The 19,110-nt window shown below is 38.7% G+C and carries 18 protein-coding genes; 2 read left to right on the forward strand and 16 right to left on the reverse strand.

Annotated elements, in window-relative coordinates; translation table 11 throughout:
• Positions 1-227 precede the first annotated feature (227 nt).
• On the reverse strand, positions 228-869 hold the full coding sequence (locus LDK52_RS06180; RefSeq protein ID WP_277585078.1) for a redox-sensing transcriptional repressor Rex: 642 nt from the start codon (positions 867-869) through the stop codon (positions 228-230).
• A 130-nt stretch (positions 870-999) separates the two neighbouring features.
• Here LDK52_RS06180 and LDK52_RS06185 point away from each other — a divergent pair, with 130 nt between their 5' ends.
• A complete protein-coding gene (locus LDK52_RS06185; RefSeq protein WP_277585079.1) occupies positions 1,000-2,931 on the forward strand; it encodes an ABC-F family ATP-binding cassette domain-containing protein in 1,932 nt (643 codons plus the stop codon).
• A gap of 365 nt (positions 2,932-3,296) precedes the next feature.
• Here LDK52_RS06185 and tsaD read toward each other — a convergent pair whose 3' ends face one another.
• The 6 genes from tsaD to LDK52_RS06215 form a co-directional block, all read right to left on the reverse strand.
• A complete protein-coding gene (gene tsaD, locus LDK52_RS06190) occupies positions 3,297-4,316 on the reverse strand; it encodes a tRNA (adenosine(37)-N6)-threonylcarbamoyltransferase complex transferase subunit TsaD (RefSeq protein ID WP_277585080.1) in 1,020 nt (339 codons plus the stop codon).
• Complete coding sequence (gene rimI, locus LDK52_RS06195; protein ID WP_277585081.1) at positions 4,313-4,768, reverse strand: ribosomal protein S18-alanine N-acetyltransferase; 456 nt, start codon at positions 4,766-4,768, stop codon at positions 4,313-4,315. The genes tsaD and rimI overlap by 4 nt, the downstream gene beginning before the upstream one ends.
• Entirely contained in the window at positions 4,758-5,444 is a 687-nt protein-coding gene (gene tsaB / locus LDK52_RS06200) for a tRNA (adenosine(37)-N6)-threonylcarbamoyltransferase complex dimerization subunit type 1 TsaB (protein WP_277585082.1), read from the reverse strand. The genes rimI and tsaB overlap by 11 nt, the downstream gene beginning before the upstream one ends.
• A complete protein-coding gene (tsaE, locus tag LDK52_RS06205) occupies positions 5,441-5,893 on the reverse strand; it encodes a tRNA (adenosine(37)-N6)-threonylcarbamoyltransferase complex ATPase subunit type 1 TsaE (protein ID WP_277585083.1) in 453 nt (150 codons plus the stop codon). The genes tsaB and tsaE overlap by 4 nt, the downstream gene beginning before the upstream one ends.
• A gap of 1,317 nt (positions 5,894-7,210) precedes the next feature.
• A complete protein-coding gene (locus tag LDK52_RS06210; protein WP_277585084.1) occupies positions 7,211-7,621 on the reverse strand; it encodes a YugN family protein in 411 nt (136 codons plus the stop codon).
• A 60-nt stretch (positions 7,622-7,681) separates the two neighbouring features.
• The gene (locus LDK52_RS06215; RefSeq protein ID WP_277585085.1) at positions 7,682-8,293 is read right to left on the reverse strand and encodes an SGNH/GDSL hydrolase family protein; all 612 of its coding nucleotides are present in this window, start codon (positions 8,291-8,293) and stop codon (positions 7,682-7,684) included.
• Positions 8,294-8,403: 110 nt separating this feature from the next.
• On the opposite strand from LDK52_RS06215, the gene LDK52_RS06220 reads away from it, so the two are divergent.
• The gene (locus tag LDK52_RS06220; protein ID WP_277585086.1) at positions 8,404-9,456 is read left to right on the forward strand and encodes an acyltransferase family protein; all 1,053 of its coding nucleotides are present in this window, start codon (positions 8,404-8,406) and stop codon (positions 9,454-9,456) included.
• A 79-nt stretch (positions 9,457-9,535) separates the two neighbouring features.
• Here LDK52_RS06220 and purU read toward each other — a convergent pair whose 3' ends face one another.
• From purU to LDK52_RS06265, 9 genes are all read right to left on the reverse strand, one after another.
• Positions 9,536-10,444, reverse strand: a complete 909-nt coding sequence (purU, locus tag LDK52_RS06225) for a formyltetrahydrofolate deformylase (RefSeq protein ID WP_277585087.1) — start codon at positions 10,442-10,444, stop codon at positions 9,536-9,538.
• Positions 10,445-10,638: 194 nt separating this feature from the next.
• Complete coding sequence (locus tag LDK52_RS06230) at positions 10,639-11,394, reverse strand: 3D domain-containing protein (protein ID WP_277585088.1); 756 nt, start codon at positions 11,392-11,394, stop codon at positions 10,639-10,641.
• A 170-nt stretch (positions 11,395-11,564) separates the two neighbouring features.
• Complete coding sequence (locus LDK52_RS06235) at positions 11,565-12,191, reverse strand: 3D domain-containing protein (RefSeq protein ID WP_277585089.1); 627 nt, start codon at positions 12,189-12,191, stop codon at positions 11,565-11,567.
• A gap of 943 nt (positions 12,192-13,134) precedes the next feature.
• Positions 13,135-14,013 (reverse strand): ROK family protein, encoded by an 879-nt coding sequence (locus tag LDK52_RS06240; protein WP_277585090.1) that lies wholly within the window; start codon positions 14,011-14,013, stop codon positions 13,135-13,137.
• Between the two features lie 11 nt (positions 14,014-14,024).
• On the reverse strand, positions 14,025-14,723 hold the full coding sequence (locus LDK52_RS06245) for an N-acetylmannosamine-6-phosphate 2-epimerase (protein WP_277585091.1): 699 nt from the start codon (positions 14,721-14,723) through the stop codon (positions 14,025-14,027).
• Between the two features lie 16 nt (positions 14,724-14,739).
• Positions 14,740-15,654: a dihydrodipicolinate synthase family protein gene (locus LDK52_RS06250; protein WP_277585092.1), complete on the reverse strand. Its 915-nt coding sequence runs from the start codon at positions 15,652-15,654 to the stop codon at positions 14,740-14,742.
• 13 nt (positions 15,655-15,667) lie between these two features.
• Positions 15,668-16,549 carry a carbohydrate ABC transporter permease gene (locus LDK52_RS06255; protein ID WP_320415344.1) on the reverse strand — a complete coding sequence of 294 codons (882 nt, stop codon included), beginning with the start codon at positions 16,547-16,549 and terminating at the stop codon, positions 15,668-15,670.
• Between the two features lie 14 nt (positions 16,550-16,563).
• Positions 16,564-17,460: a carbohydrate ABC transporter permease gene (locus LDK52_RS06260; RefSeq protein WP_479687886.1), complete on the reverse strand. Its 897-nt coding sequence runs from the start codon at positions 17,458-17,460 to the stop codon at positions 16,564-16,566.
• A gap of 110 nt (positions 17,461-17,570) precedes the next feature.
• The gene (locus LDK52_RS06265) at positions 17,571-18,947 is read right to left on the reverse strand and encodes an ABC transporter substrate-binding protein (RefSeq protein ID WP_277585093.1); all 1,377 of its coding nucleotides are present in this window, start codon (positions 18,945-18,947) and stop codon (positions 17,571-17,573) included.
• Positions 18,948-19,110: the final 163 nt, after the last annotated feature.

Consider the following 19,110-nt stretch of genomic DNA (forward strand, 5'->3'; position numbering starts at 1 on the left):
TAGCGAAAGGCGGCGACTCCAGCGGGATAGCTTGAGCTAAAGACCCCGCAGGAGCTTGCGACGAGGAGGCTGAAGCCAAGCCCGCGGAAAGCGTCCGCCTGAAGCGGAAATCAGTAGTATTATTCATCCTTTAAAGTCCCATGATCCCATTTTTCATGGAACAATTTTATATTTTTTCATTTATAAAAGCCTTTGACCTATTAGCAATGTGGTCAAAGGCTTTTTCGTTATTCAGTATGTTCGTTTCGTATTAAATAAATAAGGGTCTGTAATTCGACAGAAAGATCGATTGTATGCACACGAATAGCATCAGTTGTTTGTAAACGAATTGGCGTAAAATTCAATATCCCTTTAATATCGGAAGCCTCTAACTGATCGGCCACTTGTTGTGCAGATCGGGTTGGCAATGTGAAAATGACGAGCTCGATTCCATATTCCTTTAGCTTTTCAAGCATCACACTCGAATGATACACAGGAATATCACTAATTATCGTACCTTCAACGGGTGCCTTTGTATCGAATGCGACGACAATCTTCGTGTTGTGATTTTTTTGGAAATTATATTTTAGAAATGCAGTGCCCAAACTCCCTACTCCAATAAGGCCAACATTGGCAGCCTCATCCTGATCAAGTGTTTTACGGAAAAATGCAAGTAACATTGGAACTTCATAACCGTATCCTTTTTTTCCAAGTGCACCAAAATGAGAGAAGTCTCTTCTAATTGTTGCGGAATCGATTTTCATCGCTTCACTCAATTCCTGTGAGGAAACTCGTTTATGTCCAGCATTATGAAAGCTTTGTAAAAATCTATAATATAATGGAAGTCTTTTCGTAGTTGCTTGAGGAATTCTCGGTGTTTCTGGTTTCATAAAAAATCCTCCTAATTTATTCAAACAAATCGTTATTATAATACTAGACATTTCTACCATTGTAAAGCTATCCCGTTGCAACGACAAGCCCTATCTATTACACTTAGAGTAGAATAGAGGTGCGAATACAGTGATTGTTTTACAAGTCAATCAAATAACAAAATCCTTTAACGGAGAAGATATATTAACAAACGTAAAGCTAGAGGTTCAGGACCGAGACCGGGTTGCCCTTGTAGGGAGAAATGGTGCAGGGAAATCCACTCTACTTAAAATAATAGCTGGCGAAATGTCTTATGATTCAGGCGAAATAATTATGCCCAAAAATATTCGTCTGGGCTATTTAGAGCAGCATGCAGGACTCGATTCCAAGCTGTCCATCTGGGAAGAAATGAAGACGATCTTTAGTCATCTCATTGACTCAGAAAAAGAGCTTCGTTCACTAGAAACACAAATGGCAAACCCCACTATATATGAAGATTCCGAAGCATATGCAAGAGTGGCAGCTATGTATGATGAATTACAGTTGGCCTTTAAGGAAGCTGGTGGTTATCGCTTTGAATCAGATATCCGCTCCATTTTACATGGAATGCAATTTTTCCAAGATGATTATGATAAACCTGTCCAAGCATTGTCTGGAGGTCAAAAAACAAGACTAGCACTAGCCAAAATGCTATTGAGTAAGCCAGATTTACTAATCCTTGATGAACCTACCAATCATTTGGACATTCAAACGCTGAGCTTTTTAGAAAACTATTTAAAAAATTATAACGGCGCGGTTCTTATTGTTTCACATGACCGTTACTTTTTAGATCAGGTAGTCAACTTTGTGTACGAAGTGTCTCGTCATAATATAGCCAGATATGTTGGCAACTATAGCTCCTATTTAACGCAAAAAGCAAAGAACTATGAGTTAGATAGAAAGAAGTATGAAAAACAGCAAGAGGAAAAAGCAAAGCTAGAGGATTTTGTAAGTAAAAACCTAGCTCGTGCCTCTACTACTAAAATGGCTCAATCTAGACGTAAGGTTATCGAAAAAACCGATTGGATGGATTCCCCAGATGGCGATGAAAAGTCTGCCTCATTCGGATTTACTATCGACCGTCCTAGTGGCAATGACGTGCTACGACTAGAGGAAATCGCAATTGGTTATCGGGATAATACCGTTTCGTCTAACATTTCCTTCTCTGTTTACAAGCAAGATCGTATTGCACTTGTTGGACCAAATGGTGTTGGGAAATCGACTCTACTTAAGACAATTATGAAACAACTGGATGCCGCTAACGGAAAAATCCAGTACGGAACAAATGTCCAATTTGGATATTATGACCAAGAACAAGCAGCACTAACTGGCAACAAAACCGCTTTACAGGAACTATGGGATGAGTGGCCGTTGATGAATGAACGAGATGTCCGCAACGTATTAGGTCGTTTCTTATTTACAGGGGATGATGTACAAAAAACGGTATCTACATTATCCGGTGGTGAAAAGGCAAGACTTGCTCTCGCAAAGCTAATGCTATTAAAAGCGAACACGCTTGTCCTCGATGAGCCTACCAACCATCTAGACTTAGACAGTAAAGAGGTTCTCGAGAATGCTTTGCTCGATTTTCCAGGGACTATCCTATTCGTATCCCATGACCGCTACTTCATCAACAGAATTGCCACAAAGGTTATTGAGTTAGCCAGCGAAGACGCAACCCTTTTCCTTGGAGATTATGACTATTACTTAGAGAAAAAAGAAGAAATGGAAGAGCTTGCTTTAGAAAATGCCGTCGTTGAAAATACAGCAGTTTCAAAAGTGAACACATCCACAATTGATAAAGAGGCGAAGAAAAAAGAACGCCAGCTTCGACGTCAGCTAGAGGAATTAGAAAGTCAGATTCCAACTGTTGATGTGGAAATTGCTACGATTGAAGAAAAGCTATGTGACCCTGAAATTTTCCAAGACCACGAAGCTGTTCAACAGTTACAGCGTGAACTGGATGAATTGAAAGAAAAACAAGATGACTTGTCCAATGAATGGTTGGAATTACAAGAGCAACTAGAGGAAATAGCACCTTAAATAGGTAGTGAGACCAATCTTCAATTTGGTTTCACTACCTATTTTATATATCTCGTTCTTTTCCTGTCGAATCGTATACATATATGTTGGTCAAGTACTATTTTATAATAATTTTCCTCCACATATTTATTCACATAAAAAAACTAGTGATAGCAATCTATCAACAGGTTTATCCACACTGTCCACAATTCTCAAAAATAGTTATACACAACACTGTGCGTAACTATCATACTATATGTAGTTTTCTGCTAAGTTATGCACATGTTATCCACAAATTGTGTATAAGTACGGATGTTCTCTATTGACAACTGTTAAATTACATGTTAAAAAATCCTCTTTTCTTGTCGAAGAAAAGAGGATTTCATTTAGTTCCAGCTATCTAATTCTAAACCTGGTCTACCATTCATCGACATATTACCTATATGCCCCGCCGAAAATTTTGAATTACCTGCGGCAGCGATCATGGCAGCATTATCTGTACACAACTTGATGGGTGGTACATAAAAAGGGATATTTTCTTTTGTAAAAGCTTCCTCTAGTGAAGTACGAAGTCCTTTATTGGCAGCAACTCCACCTGCAGCTATGACTTGCTGCACTTTAAATTCACGTGCTGCACGAATTGTTTTTGTCGTTAACACTTCCACTACACTTTGCTGGAATCCTGCCGCTAGATGGTTCGGATTCACTTCTTCCCCTCGTTGCTCGGCATTATGCTGATAATTGATCACGGCTGATTTCAATCCGCTGAAGCTAAAATCATATGACCCTTCCTCTAACCATGCTCTAGGAAATTGCAATGCTTTATCACTTTCGTTCGCAAGTTTATCGATATGTGGACCTCCTGGATAAGGAAGATTCAATACTCGAGCTACTTTATCGTACGCTTCGCCCGCAGCATCATCTCTAGTCTCTCCGATCAATTCGAACTGTCCATCTTCCTTCATCAATACTAGCTCCGTATGTCCTCCAGACACAACTAACGCAAGAAGTGGAAATTCCATCTTCTGCACTAATGCATTAGCATATATATGCCCCGCAATATGATGGACTCCAACAAGTGGAAGTCCATTTGCAAAAGCGAATGCTTTCGCTGCATTTATACCTATCAGAAGTGCGCCAACTAAACCTGGACCTTCTGTTACTGCGACTGCATCTAAATCCTGAGGTGTCATACCTGCTTCTTTTAATGCTTCCTCGATAACAATCGTAATTTGCTCCACATGATGTCTCGAGGCAATTTCCGGTACTACTCCACCAAATCGTTTATGACTTTCGATTTGTGAAGCGACTACATTGGAAATAATCTCATGCCCATTTTTCACAATCGATGCTGCTGTTTCATCACAGCTCGTTTCTATTCCTAATATATATTGGTCTTTAATCATTTGAATTCCACCCACATCACTAGTGCATCCTCTCCGGTATCTGAATAATAGTTTTTCCGTATGCCTCCGTCTTGGAAGTTAAGTTTATGATACAAGTTCTTCGCCACATCATTTGTTACTCTAACTTCTAGCGTCATGAGCACTACATTCTGCTCCGTTACAACACGGATAGCTTCACGCATCAAACCTTCGCCAATTTTGTTTCCACGCATTTGCTCGGCTACTGCTACATTAGTAATATGACTTTCATCTATTACTACCCACATGCCACAGTATCCAATAATATCTTTGTCCTCTGTTTCCGCAACAAGATAATGTGAATACAAATTAGTCGTCATTTCGTGTTCAAAGGCTTCTCTCGTCCACGGTGTGTCGAATGCCTCCTGTTCTATTAACAGTACTTGGTCTATATCATCTAGCGTCATTTTGCGATACGTTATATTAGTTTCCATTTTTCTTCTGTTCTTTCATCCAGTTTGCCTCTGCCTCAGTAATGCGCAAATACTCAGGTACCACTGTATGCACTTCGGATGGTTCCACTTTTTTCGCCATTTCGATTAAAACAGCTGCACTTGGTAAATCGAATGCGGCATTGACCCGTTGAACCTTTCCTCCAAGTACTTCTTTTATTTGCTCCCAGTGAATCGTAACGTCCATGCCGACAAACAAAACAGGCTGTCCTAAACTTTCTAGTGTCGACAGTAAATCTACTAACGACATATGTGCTTCTTTAACTACTTCACCGTTCGAATAAATTCCAGCAAATACATTTCCACGACGTGCATCCATAATGGAACATACAGCCCCTTGGAAATACGGTGCATTCTCGGCAAGCACATGTAAACTTGATACCGCATATATCGGCACATTTAGCGTCCACGCAAGCGTTTTTCCAATCGTTACTCCAATACGAACTCCTGTATAAGAACCTGGTCCTTTCGCTACAGCAATTGCCTCTATTTCATTGGGCTTGATATTTGCTTTTTCCATTAATTCCTCAATCGCTGGCATCGTTCCAATCGAATGGGTAGTTTTCATAGAAGATTTGTACTCTGCAAGTACTTGTTCATCCTTTACAATAGCTACCGAAAGCGGTGTATGTGACGTATCTATTCCTAACCAAATCATTCAAAAAGCTCCTCACATAATTGTTCATATCGTTCGCCAAATGGCATAAACGTAAATTTTCTAGCATCCTCATCCAGACGCAGAATTTGAATCGCCAGTCGTTCCGGCGGCAAATCTTCTTCTATTAGATGTGCCCATTCAATGATGCTAACCGCATCTCCGTAAAACAGCTCGTCCCAACCAAGATCCTCATCACTATTTGCAAGTCTGTAGACATCTAAATGATTTAACGACAGTCTACCCTCATATTGCTTTAATATAGTAAACGTTGGGCTATTCACATTACGCGTAATTCCAAGCCCCTTGGCCACACTTTTAGTAAATGTCGTTTTACCTGCGCCTAAATCGCCTTCTAGCGTCAGTATATCCCCGGCATGTAAGCGAGCTGCCAGCTGCTCTGCAAGAGCCTGTGTTTCTTGCTCCGAATTAATCATTCGTTCATATTTCATCGGTTGCTTTCCTTTCCAGTTACATCTCTAATGCTTCTATTATAATGAAATACAGCGAATATTGTAAGTGTGGGGTCTTTAGGTAGCATAACGCAATAAGAGAAATTAGCCATAAAGATGACCGATTCTTTAAGTTCAAGACCTGTTTCTATCGTTTTCGAAGGGCTTTGGACAGACGTTTTGCTATATTATTACCGAGTGAATTTTTAGGGGTGCTGGTTGGTTGTGACGTTCGTCACAACCAACCAGCACCCTTTTTTCGGTAATCTTATGGCGTTTGCCTGTCCTTCGCCCTCCTGTAACTTTTAGAAACAGCTTAGTGCATTTTTGGTTAACTAGAGATAAAATACTTTACTACCCATTCAGGTGGATGACAGTCTAAGTGCGCGACATCGTGGTGCTCCTGCGCAAAGCTCGTCGCAAAATAAAAAACATTTCGCAACGACTGCCTGACCCGCATCGTGCGGGCATCCAAGATGCAATTTCGTTCGCTATCTCGCTTCTTTATTTAGTAACTTACTTACTATTTCACTTTATTTCCACTAAAAGAAAATATACTTTTTTCATCTTACACAATAGTAGCCAATTTTAAAAAAGACCATTTCACGTCTTGTGCAAAATGATCTTTTGTAGGCCATTGGTTTCCGCTCCGAGCGGACGCGTTCCGTGGGCACGGCTTCAGCCGCTTCCCTCACTTACGCTCAGTCCAGGGTCTTCAGCTCGTGCTATTCCCAATGGAGTCGCCGCTCTACGCTCCAATCAAATAGATCCACTTTATATGATTGGATAATTGGTATAAAACCACCTATGTACACATGTTTTATCTTAAAATAAATAAGGGGAAAAGGGGCTTTTGAAAAAGAAGATCAACTTTCTACATTCTTCGTTACTGAATAGTAGCCCAGTTCAAAAGGGGTTTTATACCTATATTACCTTTGACTACTCTTATTATCTAAGCGATAGGCTATGCAATATCTCATAGTTGAGTACTACTCACTTAATTGATTGTAGTGAAAGGTGGCGACTCCGTCGGAATGAGTGAGACTGATGAGCTATCACAGCGACGCGTGTGCTGTGGTGATAGCTCATCGCTCACCCCGCGGAGGCCAACAGGATGTTGGTCACGAAGGCGTTGAGGCCCACAGGAGGTGGGTTATGCAATCGTTGCCGCAGGACGCGGCGAACTTAGATTGCTTTCCTTTTGAGAGGTGGCGCTCTTAGCATTTGTACCCCACCTGAAACGGAAATCAGTAGTATTATTTATTCGTTCTTTGTAAAAAAGACCATTTCGCAACTTGTGCAAAATGATCTTTCTTCTTATTGGACTAGCCGAACGATTTTCTCAACTGCCTGCTCTCCAGCAGCTGTCCATTTATTTTTGTTGTCAATGTGACCGTCCTTATCAACTGGATTTTGGAATTGATTGAAGCCTGTAGAAGTGAGTAGTGAATTCTCATCATCGTCCAAGCCTATATTGACAACATGCTTGATGACATAAGGCGTTTGAAACTTAATTTGCGCATCGTAATTATCTAGCTCCCCCTCCACCACTTCGAATGGAAGTCGCAAGTAGATTGTTTCTCCTTCATCTCGCCATAATACGTTGTCAAAACTGCCCTTATGATAATCCCAATTTCCGCCTATCGTGTAGCCTAGGCTATCTATTCTACTTCTTAAATCACCAAACCCAATTTCTTTCCCTTCTAACTCTGTTTGCAATTGCAGCAAGAAAATTCACTCCTTATTCGAATCTTCCTCCTATCATTTCCAAGAATCGCTTGAAAAATACTAGCCTCTTATTAATCGGTTTACTAGTTTTTTGAAGAAACCATCCTCCACCTTCAGTTCCCCTACTTTTTGCGCGATTAAATCAGAAAGCAATTCATAGCCAGCCTCCCCAAAATGCAATCCATCATTCAGCTCTCCGACTAAAAGTTCCTTGTAATTCGGAAGCGAATAAAAAATATGAAAGAAATCAATAAAATAACTTCCTGTTTCTTCCGCAACCTCCCGAACAGCTTGTGCATATTGCTCCATACGTTCATTCGTTCTATTCGGTTGAAGGGTCTCATCCACGGGAGCAGGACTTATTAATATCGTTTTTTCTGGCCCTATCTGCTTAGCAATTAAAGATATATTACGCTTAAATGTTTCTAAATCTACAAATTTATGAGTTGCCGAATCATTAGCCCCAAACAATACAGTCACCAAATCTGGACGCTTTGATAGCACATCTTTATTAAAACGTAACATCGCTTGCTCCGTTGTATTGCCAGATATACCTGCATTGATAAAGTTAAATCCAGGCATTTTTGATGTCAATTTAGACGTTAATATTGGTGACGGGTAGCCTTCTTTTCTAGCGGTGATACTGTCACCAAAACAAACTACTTCCAGCATTTAACAAAACCCCTTTTGAAAATATATAATATACTTGAAACGCACTATACGTTTATATTTACCTGAAAACGGATAAACAAACATAGACAATATGTTTTGGGGGAAGTTTTATGGCAAAAAAAAGATTAACATGGGTCGATGTGACAAAAGGATTCTTAATGATACTAGTTGTGATCGGACATTATCCCGGTGAATTGGATGTCCCTTTCATTACCTATATATACTGGTTCCATATGCCAGCTTTTTTCTTATTAAGCGGGTTATTTTTCAAAGAATTGAATGAAGATCAAGACACTAAGGTAACTATTAAAAAAAGGTTTTTACAGCTGATGGTACCTTATCTATTTTTCCTACTTGCAATTACAACTGTTAGATACGGAATGGAACTTGTAGCTGGTAACTTCGACATATCGTGGTACTTGCAAGATCTATTAAAATTAGTTATCGCAGGCCGTTTTGCACGAGGTGCTTATGGAGTTTTCTGGTTCGTAACGACAATGTTCTTTACATATTTATTATTCATGATGATGACTAAATATCTAAGTCGGGTCAAGCAAATTGGGTTATTAATAGTGTTTTATATTGTCGCTCATTTAGAAAGTGTTTTCGCTATGCAATATATCAGCGGTGCTCCAGACGAAGCCTCACAAACAATCCCTATGCTTTGGAACTTAGATGTCGTTCTAATGGCAATTGTCTATTTCGCTATTGGCTATTACGCTAAGTCTATTTGGATGAACATTACGAAATCTTGGTTAATAGGAGCTCTTATCGTTTCAATTACTGCAATAATAACAGATAGAGTTGGATTTATTGATTATCATTTAAGTATGAAGTTTCTACGGTACGATCATTTACTGCTCGACTTAGTTATTCCGCTTGCATTTATAATCGTTATCTTTGGTCTGTTCCAAAGAATTACCGCTATTATATCGCTAGACTGGTTGGCAAAAATTGAAAAGCATTCGATTACTATCATGTATTTGCATATTTTCACCGATATTATCCTGAACGATTATTTCCAATACGGCATTATCGGCTTTACGACTCTTGGGTTAATCATACCCATTATAGCGTCCATCGCCATTCAAAAAATGATTCCAAACGGAAAGTTTTTCTTAGGAGATATACGTGCCAAGAAACCTAAACCTATTCATATCTAATATAAGCCCTGACAGAGAAAAGTAAATTACTCTGTCAGGGCTTATTAATATTTTTTAGGCTCATATTCCAACTTTTGACTTAGTGGAACACAATCGTCTTATTCCCTTCAACGATAATACGGTTTTCTAAATGCCACTTAACTGCTTTTGCCAGGACTCGACGTTCGATGGTGCGACCAATTTTCTTTAACTCTCCTACGTTATCACGATGGTCCACTCGCTCCACATCCTGTTCGATAATAGGGCCTTCATCCAAATTATTTGTTACATAATGAGATGTAGCACCAATCAGTTTTACTCCACGTTCGTAAGCACGCTCGTATGGACCGGCTCCGATGAATGCTGGGAGGAATGAATGGTGGATATTGATAATGCGATTTTCAAAATGGTCCACAAACGCGGGTGTTAATATTTGCATATAGCGAGCAAGAATTAATAAGTCTACATTGTATTCTTCCATTAAACGAATTTGTTCAGCTTCCACTTGTTTCCGAATGTCTTTATTTGCTGGGATACAATAATATGGAATGCCTAATGCTTCAACAAATGGTCGCGCGTCTTCATGATTACTGATGACTACGACAATATCAGTATCCAAATCACCATTTTGCCATTCCCATAGAAGCTCCATTAGACAGTGCGGTTCCTTTGAAACAAAAATTGCAGAACGTGTACGCTCATGCAAATAATGAAAGCTATATTCCATATTATGTACTGTAGCAATTTGTTCAAAATCCTTTTCCATTTGCGACGCCTTTTCGCGTAATCCATCGCAATGATAAGCAATTCGGATAAAAAATGTACCGTTCTCTGGATTACTTGAGTATTGGCTAGATTCAATAATATTCGAATGATGTGTATGTAAAAATGTTGATAACACAGAAACGATTCCTGGTTTATCGGCGCATTTGACTAACAGGCGTCCTCGGTTGTCTAAATCGGTGCTTCGTTGCTGCAAGCTACCTCTTACCTGTGTATCAATTTGCATATAAAACCCTCCAATTATAAACGTACTAATTTCCTTATTATGCAACATTCTAAACATCTTCACAACCCTTTAGCGAATTAACGGACTAAAGGGTTGCAATAGAGGATCTCGTAGTTCTACATTTATTCTTGTCATAACTGCAGCTTCTACCAAAAAACCAGATCAGCATAAAATAGCTGATCTGGTTTTTTGGTTTAGTTAATTACTCTTAATTTCACTTGTTTGACTCCCCAAGCCATAGCACTGTCATAGGAAGGAATGAAGACATCAATCTTATTTCCTTTAATAGCTCCTCCAGTGTCGCCAGCTATCGCTTCTCCATAGCCTTCTACCCACACTTTGGTCCCTAATGGAATTACGCGGGGATCCACGGCTATTACCTTTTGGTTGGGGTTGGCTCGCAAATCAATTCCGTATGCGGTCGTTCCTGAGCACCCCGCACAATAGGCTGTATATGCTGTAGCGGTAACAGTCATCTCTTCTTCGAAACTTGTAGGCTCTTCTATAGAAGACGAGACAATTATTTTTGGTTTTTCAGACGTATCCGAAGGTGGGGAACTTCTAGCTATAGTTGATGCAGCCGCTACCATATGAGCAGGTTCATCGATCCCCTCTCTACCTACATTTAACACGTCACCTGGAAAGATTAAATCTCCCTCAATATTATTCCATTCCATCAGCGATTCCAATGAAATACCATGCATAAGAGCAATCCGAAATAGATTATCCCCTTGCTCTACTGTATATGTCATAGGCTTAAGTAGAAAATCATAAGCTAGTTCGAGATTTATGGCATCATCGAAAAAAACATAATCTGTTTCGCTATCTGACTTAAATATATCAGATCCTTCTGCATCACTCGTGCCCATGAGGAAAGGGTCAGCAGCATACGTTACTGAACTCATCGATAAAGTAACAACTAAAATCATTAACATTGTTTTTGCTTTCAATACTAAATCCTCCTTCAAGCAATCTTTCAATCACTTTTGAATTTGACTCAGTATTGCCCAAAAACTTTTAAAAACAAACATTCTAATAAAATAAAAAGATACCACCCTCCCAAACACTTAAAATCTGTTTGGGAAAATGGCATTTAAAACACATAATTTACTAGCTAAAACTACTCCATAATTTTCAGTATTATCTCCTGTCGTCCCCACTCAATCGCCCCATCATAAGTAGGAATGAACACATCAATTCGATTCCCCTTTATAGCGCCACCCGTATCTCCAGCAATCGCCTCTCCATAGCCTTCCACCCACACTTTAGTACCAAGTGGAATAACTGTCGGATCCACTGCAATTACTTTTTCCTCTGGATTCGCTCTCAGATCGATCCCGTAAGCAGTAATTCCAATACAGCCATAGCAATAGGCAGTATAAGCAGTTGCCTCTACTGTCATTTCTATACCTGGTCCATCTGGGGGGATAGAATTCGGATGCTTAACCAACTTAGTATCGCTACTCAATACTAACCGGTCTTTTGGGTAAATCACGTGATCGGTCAATCCATTCCACTCTATGAGTAGGTCAACTGAAATATTATAAGCAGCCGCAATATCAAATAGGTTGTCCCCATCCACTACAGTATGTATAGATGGATCCGGAAGACTTTCTTCTAAGATAGGCATACCTTCTATATATGTATCTGTTAAATCCAGTTGATTCAATAATGGTTCATCAGCACTTGCTGTAGAAATACTTATACTTATAATGATTAATGTAAATACCAAAATTCTAGTTTTCAATGTTATACCTCCATTGTACTGTTCAACAATCCCTTATATGTATTGCCCTAAAAATGAGCGATACAAACCTTTCTACTTATTTGTGACAATAGATAGCTACCAATTGCAAATTATAACGGTCTCCTGAATCTATTTGTCGACTGTATTAACGTGCATCTAAACACATTTATTATACGAGGATTTATTTGGAAATATTGATTTTGAAAATAGAGGATAATTCTTTATTGCATAAAAAAACCAGGCAAAAAATGCCTGGTCCTTTAGGATCTAAACCTGTTTCTACTGTTTTCGAAGGGCTTTAGACAGACTTATCGCTATATAATTACCGTTTGATTTTTTAAAGATGCTGGTCGTGACTGAAGTCACGACCAGCATCTTTTTTTCTCGGTAATCTTATGGCTATTGACTGTCCGTCGCCCTTCTACAACTTTTAGAAACAGGTTAGTTCATTTTTGGGTAACTATAGATATGAAACTCTCCTATTCATAGTAGAGGCTCACGAAGATGCAATTTCGTTCGCTCTTTCGCTTCTTTATTCAGTAAATACTTACTATTTTTCTTTATTCCACTAGATAAGAGAAAATCCACTTTCTTCCTCTCTCCTTACAGAATAGTATCCCTAATTAAAAAGACAATTTTATCCCTTCTTTAACTCGGACCCCTCTAATCATCCAAGCGAGAGGCTATGCAATATCCCATAGTTTAGTAATACTCATTTAATTGATTGAAGTGAAAGTGGCGACTCCTGTGGGAACAGTACGAGCTGAAAGCCCCGCGTAGCGCCCTCTCCAAAAAACTGATTTGCTACAGGACAAATAGCGATATTTCATATATGGCTTTAACTCACAATAGTAAAGAATATCTCTTAAGTTCTCTACAATTTCTAGCATTGGAATGATAGAGTCGGCTTCTCTATTTGTAAGTTTATATGAACCATTAACATTTATAAATGCAGCGACACTGCACCTAATAATCCTGCCTTATTACCTAAAGATGCCTTAACAATCTCTACCTCTGAATAACTTTCCATTACTAGTTCTTTAACTTTACTATCTACTAATGAAACTAATTTATCCTGTTCCATTACTCCCCCACCTAAAATAATTGCCGGTGGATTGAATATATGTATCAAAGAAACTAAGCCATACGCTACGTCCATTATCCATGCACTAAGTATTTTCTTCAGTTCTGCATTACCTTGTTCAAGTCCTGCAAAAATTTCTCTGCCATTCACATATTTTTCATCGACCTCTAATGCTTTTTCAACTAACGCTGTTGTGGAGCCGTACATTTCGTAACATCCTAAAAAACCACAAGTACATTTCTTTCCACCTGGATATAGAATCATATGACCAAACTCAGCTGCCGAACCATTTAACCCTTTATAGATGCCTGAATTATAAACAATAGCACCTCCTATACCTGTTCCATAGGTTAAACATAAAAAGTCTTTATACCTTTTACCTATGCCAAAATATTTTTCTCCTAATGCAGCCGCATTCACATCATTTTCAACAACTACAGGAACATGGAAGTTCAACTCGAAAATATCCTTCACCTTCATACCAGTAAAATTAGGAATGTTCTCATTTGCATAGATGATTGACCCTTCTTCGCTATTAACCTGACCCGCCGTACTAATACCAATAGCTTGAAAGTCTGTATAATTCATTGAAATGAGATGCATTATTCTTGCGATTAAATGCTTGGCCCCCATTTTAGCTTCTGAATCAAATTCCTTAAATTCGGATATATTTCCACTTGTATCAGAGATGCAAAACTTAATAGATGTTCCACCAATATCAATTGCTAAAATATTCATCAACTTCATCCTTATACATTGGACTTTATCGCTTTTACAAATCTTTTCGTAATATCCATCGGTCTTGTAATAGCTGTTCCAACAACTGCTGAATAGGCACCAAGTTCAAATACACCCTTTAGTTCCTCGGGATCCCAAATCCCACCTTCTGCAATAATTGGAATCGGGAAATCTTTTACTAGCCTTGCGATCAACTCCATGTCTGGTAGTTTTACCCCTTGAGTATATTCTGTGTAACCACTAAGTGTCGTACCTAAACAGTCAAAACCTAATTCGTAAGCTTGTTTTGCCTCTTCATATGTAGAGCAATCTGCCATGAACAGTTGGTTACTATATTGTTCACGAATAGTTGGGAAAACGTCGCTAATTACTTTCCCATCAGGTCTTCTCCTATTCGTTGCATCAATAGCTATAATTTCGACCCCTTCCTGATAGAGTATGTCTATTTCTTTTTGTGTCGGGGTAATGAAAACGTCCGATTCATCGTAGACTTGTTTAATAATCCCGATGATTGGCAGGTCAACTGCTTTTTTAATCTCTTTAATATCTTCAATGCTATTCGCTCGAATCCCTTTCGCCCCACCCCTCATCGCAGCATAAGCCATTCGAGCCATAATGTGTGGACTATGCAATGGCTCTTCCGGTAACGCCTGGCAAGAAACGATGAGTTCGTTCTCGATAGATTTTAAAATTTCCCGTTTGCATTTCATCTACATGCCCCCATTATTAAGCCATTTGATATGTCGCAATTGCCTCATCAATCATCCTTTTAATACCTTCCAATTTTCCACAATCTGCTCCATGTACTGCCTCTAATGGACCTCTTACACTGCCAATATTTACGCCTCTTATTTTTAGAATCTCTTTAATAACGGAATACATCGAACCATTCAATGAGCAAAGGGCAATAATAATATTATTAATATCATGTTGAATTTTTCTAGCATCTGAGAAGTTACCCGATGAAATAAATTCTTCCGCTTTTAAAAATAGTTCTGGCATTACCCCGTAAGTCCCACCAATCCCTCCATCAGCGCCTATTAATCTACCAGACACATATTGCTCATCTGGTCCATTAAAAACGATAAAGTCTTCATCTGCTGCTGCTTTAAATCGCTCAATATCCATTACCGGCATAGAAGAATTTTTGACGCCTATTAACTTATCATTTTTTAGTAACCTTTCTAGTAACGAAATGGAAAGATTATAGCCTGTTGTTTGAGGAATATTGTAAATAATAAATGGTAATTTCGTAGAATTCATAATTTCTAACCAGTACTTTTCAATCGCACTTTCAGGTAACTGAAAATAGATGGGAGGAATAGCAGATAATGCATCGTAACCTAATTCCTCCGCATACCGTGCTAATTCCACACTTTCCTTTGTAGACGGTGCCCCTACATGCGCAATTAGTGTAAGCTTGTCTTGTAGGTTTTGCGCAACATACTTTAGCGTTGCTTTTCTTTCAGCAAGCGTTTGATAAATACACTCTCCAGAACTTCCGCCAACATAGAGGCCCTTAATTCCTTTTTCGTATAAATATTGACTTAATTCTGTAATTCTCTCTCGAGATATTTCTCCTGCATCATCATAGCAAGCATAGAAAGCAGGTATAATACCCTTAAATTTACTTAGCGCCATAACTCCCACTCCTTTACTTGATTGAACCCATTGTAATTCCTTGTGTGAACGACTTTTGGAATAGCATGAAAATAATAATCATAGGGACAGAAGCTAATGCAGCACCCGCCATCATTACACCATAATCTGTTTTATATTCCCCTTGCATGGTTGCAATACCTAAAGGAAGAGTCATCATATCGGTAGAACGTGTAATAACGAGTTGGCTAAAATAATCATTCCAACTTAACATGAAGGTGAAGATTGCTAGAGCACCAATTGCTGGTTTGAGCATTGGAAGTACGATATGAAAAAAGGTACGAATTTCACCACAACCATCTATTTTTGCGGCTTCGAGAAGTTCATTCGGTATGGTTTGTGAGAATTGCTTCATCAAGAAAACACCGAATGGCCAGCCAATTGCTGGAATGATCAGCCCTTTATATGTATCTACCCATCCAAAATCTGCCAGCATCGTAAACAATGGAACAAGAATTACCTGTTTCGGAAGCGCCATAGCAGCAATCAATACGATAAATATAAGCTTACGACCAGGAAACACCTTTTTAGCAAGGACAAAACCAGCTGTTGCACTTACAAAACATACGGCAATCATTTCCGCACTTGCTATGAAGAAACTATTAAAAGTCCAACGCCAAACTGGATTACTAAATAATGTTACCCAGTTATCAAGTATAGGGTTTAGTGGAAACCATTCTGGTGGAATTGTGATTGCTACAACTTGAGATTTAAATGCACCAGTAACAATCCAGTAGAGCGGGAAAAGAAAGAATAATCCCGAGAAGATTAATATAATTGTGGATATTATTTTAATAGCACTTAATTCGCGTAACCATTTTAACCGTCCATGCATATTATTTTTGTTCTTCATTTTTAACGGAGATATTGTTTTCAAGACGTTTCCTCCTTTTAGTACTCCACATCATTGCCTAAGTATTTAAATTGAATGATGGAAATAATTCCAATAATAATTGCTAGAATGACCCCCATTGCCGAAGCAATACCGAAATTACCTAAAAGAAATGCTTGTTGGTAAACGCCATACATGACGGTTGAGGTACTATAGATTGGTCCACCAGAAGTAAGTAATTGTATGAGCGCGAAACACTGAAATGAATTTATCGTTGTGATGACAATTACATATAAGCTTGTCGGCATTAGTAATGGCCAAATAATTTTCCGAAAAATTTGCCACGGCGTTGCTCGGTCTATTTGGGCAGCTTCTATATAACTAGTAGGAATATTACCTAGAGAAGCAACATATAAAATGATTGGCTGACCGACAGATGTTGTGATTAATATAACGGTTATCGCCATTAACGCTGTTTTAGGATCACCAAGCCAGGATTTCGGCTCCATTCCGAAAAAATTAGTCACATAGTTAAGCAGTCCAAAATTCGGATGATAAATCCACCCCCACACTACTGTCACACTTACTACAGAGGTTACTGCTGGCAGATAAAATATTCCCCTACAAAATGAGCGGATAAATTCACTTTTCTTGTAAATAGCCATTGCAACAAAAATCGAGAATCCAATAACTATAGGAACAGCAACAGCAACTAATACAATCGTATTTATAAGTGACTTATGGAAAGTCTCATCATGATATAGAGTTACATAATTATCCCATCCAATGAATTCAAAGTTGGTAATGCTATAGTCGAAGAAACTCATGTATATTCCTCTTAACATAGGATATACAACGAAAATAAGGAAAAATGTTAACGCTGGCAACAAGAACAAATAACTCATCAACCAATCGTACAATTTGTGTTTATTTGGTTTACGAATAGTTGCTAACAATTTTCTACCACCCCAATCTAGTTCTTTTTTAGAAAGGAGCAACACATCAAAGATGCTGCTCCTTTTCTAACTATTCACTCTGCTAATGGCACTTTCTTTCTTCGCGTATTTTATTTTGCAGATTTTGCTTTTTCAATCGTTGCATTCGCTTTTTCTGCAAATTCATCTAGTGCTTCTTTCGCCGTTTTTGTTTCAAGAATTGCTTCTTGTAAAGCAGGGAACCAGAAAGTACGGATTTCTGCATAACCATCTGCAGTTGTGGGCGGATCTGTTATAAACTTACGTGCCAGCTCAGAATAATCATACTCTGAACCTTCGTATAACCCCGTGATGGAGTTACGCGCTGACAAGCCACCAGTTTGAATAAGGTTTTTCTCTCCCCATTCTGGATCGTTCACGATAAAATCGATTAATTTCTTAGAAGCCTCGATTTTATCGTCGTCTTCATTATTAAAGACAGCTAAACCTCCAAGAAACGGCTCAAGCTTAGGATCTGATCCATCTGGAGTTGGGTAAGGAAGTAAAATATCTTCAAAGTCTTCGGTTTTATTTGGAGCAAATAGTGATTTTAGTACAGCAGAATAGTTAATAGCAAATGCCATTTTCCCTTGCAGGAATAAATCATTATGATCTCCCGCTTCAAGTGACGCAGCACCCGGTGCTACTAATCCATCCCGAGAAGCCTGCACAACCCACTCCAGCCCTTTCACACCAGCCGCTGAGTTAATCGCTACTTCACTATAATCTTCATTTAAAAATCTACTTCCACCTAAGTTTGTAATGTAACCACGTGTACCTTGGTCTCCTGCAACACTCTTTGCATAGAACCCAGATGGAATAATATCTGGAGCTTTTTCTTTCACTGCATTTAAAGCTTTCTCGTATTCTTCCACAGACCATGTACGATCAGGTCGGTCTAAAGGTAACAAATCAAGTTCTCCAATTTCTTCAAATAATGTTTTATTTACTGCCATCATGAATGGCCCTGTATTGAACGGATACATATATACTTCATCACCAACCATTGATAACTTTAACAAAGCTGGAGAAATATCACTCATTACCTCTTCAGGCATCATGTCATTTAACGGTGCGAGCAAATCTTTTTTACCCCAGTCAATAATTCGTCCAGGTGCATCGTAAATCACATCAGGTGCTGTATTTGTTGCAATGGCTACATTAAGTTTTTCTGGTCCACCTTCAAAAGTAAGCATTTCTAAATTAACTTTAATATCAGGATTTTTGTCCTGGAAAGCAGCTATAATTCCTTCTTCATACTTCCCTACTTCTCCATCTAAAGCCTGGAAGTTCGGGAAATTCCACCATGTTATTTCTACTGATTTGGCATCACTAGATGTTGGAACTTTTGTAGAATCTTTTTCTTTTACTTTTTCATCCCCAGCATCCTCACTACAAGCTGCTAAGAACATCGATACGACTAATGCAATTGCGATAAACAAAATGAACCTTCTTTTTGAACCTTGCATTGTATCCCCCCTATTACGATTCTGGAAATGTTGGTAAGCGCTTTCATTACCTGCTTTTATCATAGAGTCATAGAGCTCTCTCTACAATCCCTCGAATTTTACATTCATACACCGATTCTGACATGTATGGTCATAATATATAAAATAGTCTGAATAATCATAT

The organism is Psychrobacillus antarcticus (assembly GCF_029533155.1).
Taxonomy (GTDB): Bacteria; Bacillota; Bacilli; order Bacillales_A; family Planococcaceae; genus Psychrobacillus; species Psychrobacillus antarcticus.

What these genes read in the sequence shown, in the direction of transcription:
- LDK52_RS06180 (WP_277585078.1), bottom strand. Translation starts at nt 869, where the DNA reads ATGAAACCAGAAACACCGAGAATTCCTCAAGCAACTACGAAAAGACTT.
- tsaD (WP_277585080.1), bottom strand. Translation starts at nt 4,316, where the DNA reads ATGATTAAAGACCAATATATATTAGGAATAGAAACGAGCTGTGATGAA.
- rimI (WP_277585081.1), bottom strand. Translation starts at nt 4,768, where the DNA reads ATGGAAACTAATATAACGTATCGCAAAATGACGCTAGATGATATAGAC.
- tsaB (WP_277585082.1), bottom strand. Translation starts at nt 5,444, where the DNA reads ATGATTTGGTTAGGAATAGATACGTCACATACACCGCTTTCGGTAGCT.
- tsaE (WP_277585083.1), bottom strand. Translation starts at nt 5,893, where the DNA reads ATGAAATATGAACGAATGATTAATTCGGAGCAAGAAACACAGGCTCTT.
- LDK52_RS06215 (WP_277585085.1), bottom strand. Translation starts at nt 8,293, where the DNA reads ATGCTGGAAGTAGTTTGTTTTGGTGACAGTATCACCGCTAGAAAAGAA.
- LDK52_RS06220 (WP_277585086.1), top strand. Translation starts at nt 8,404, where the DNA reads ATGGCAAAAAAAAGATTAACATGGGTCGATGTGACAAAAGGATTCTTA.
- purU (WP_277585087.1), bottom strand. Translation starts at nt 10,444, where the DNA reads ATGCAAATTGATACACAGGTAAGAGGTAGCTTGCAGCAACGAAGCACC.
- LDK52_RS06240 (WP_277585090.1), bottom strand. Translation starts at nt 14,013, where the DNA reads ATGAATATTTTAGCAATTGATATTGGTGGAACATCTATTAAGTTTTGC.
- LDK52_RS06245 (WP_277585091.1), bottom strand. Translation starts at nt 14,723, where the DNA reads ATGAAATGCAAACGGGAAATTTTAAAATCTATCGAGAACGAACTCATC.
- LDK52_RS06250 (WP_277585092.1), bottom strand. Translation starts at nt 15,654, where the DNA reads ATGGCGCTAAGTAAATTTAAGGGTATTATACCTGCTTTCTATGCTTGC.
- LDK52_RS06265 (WP_277585093.1), bottom strand. Translation starts at nt 18,947, where the DNA reads ATGCAAGGTTCAAAAAGAAGGTTCATTTTGTTTATCGCAATTGCATTA.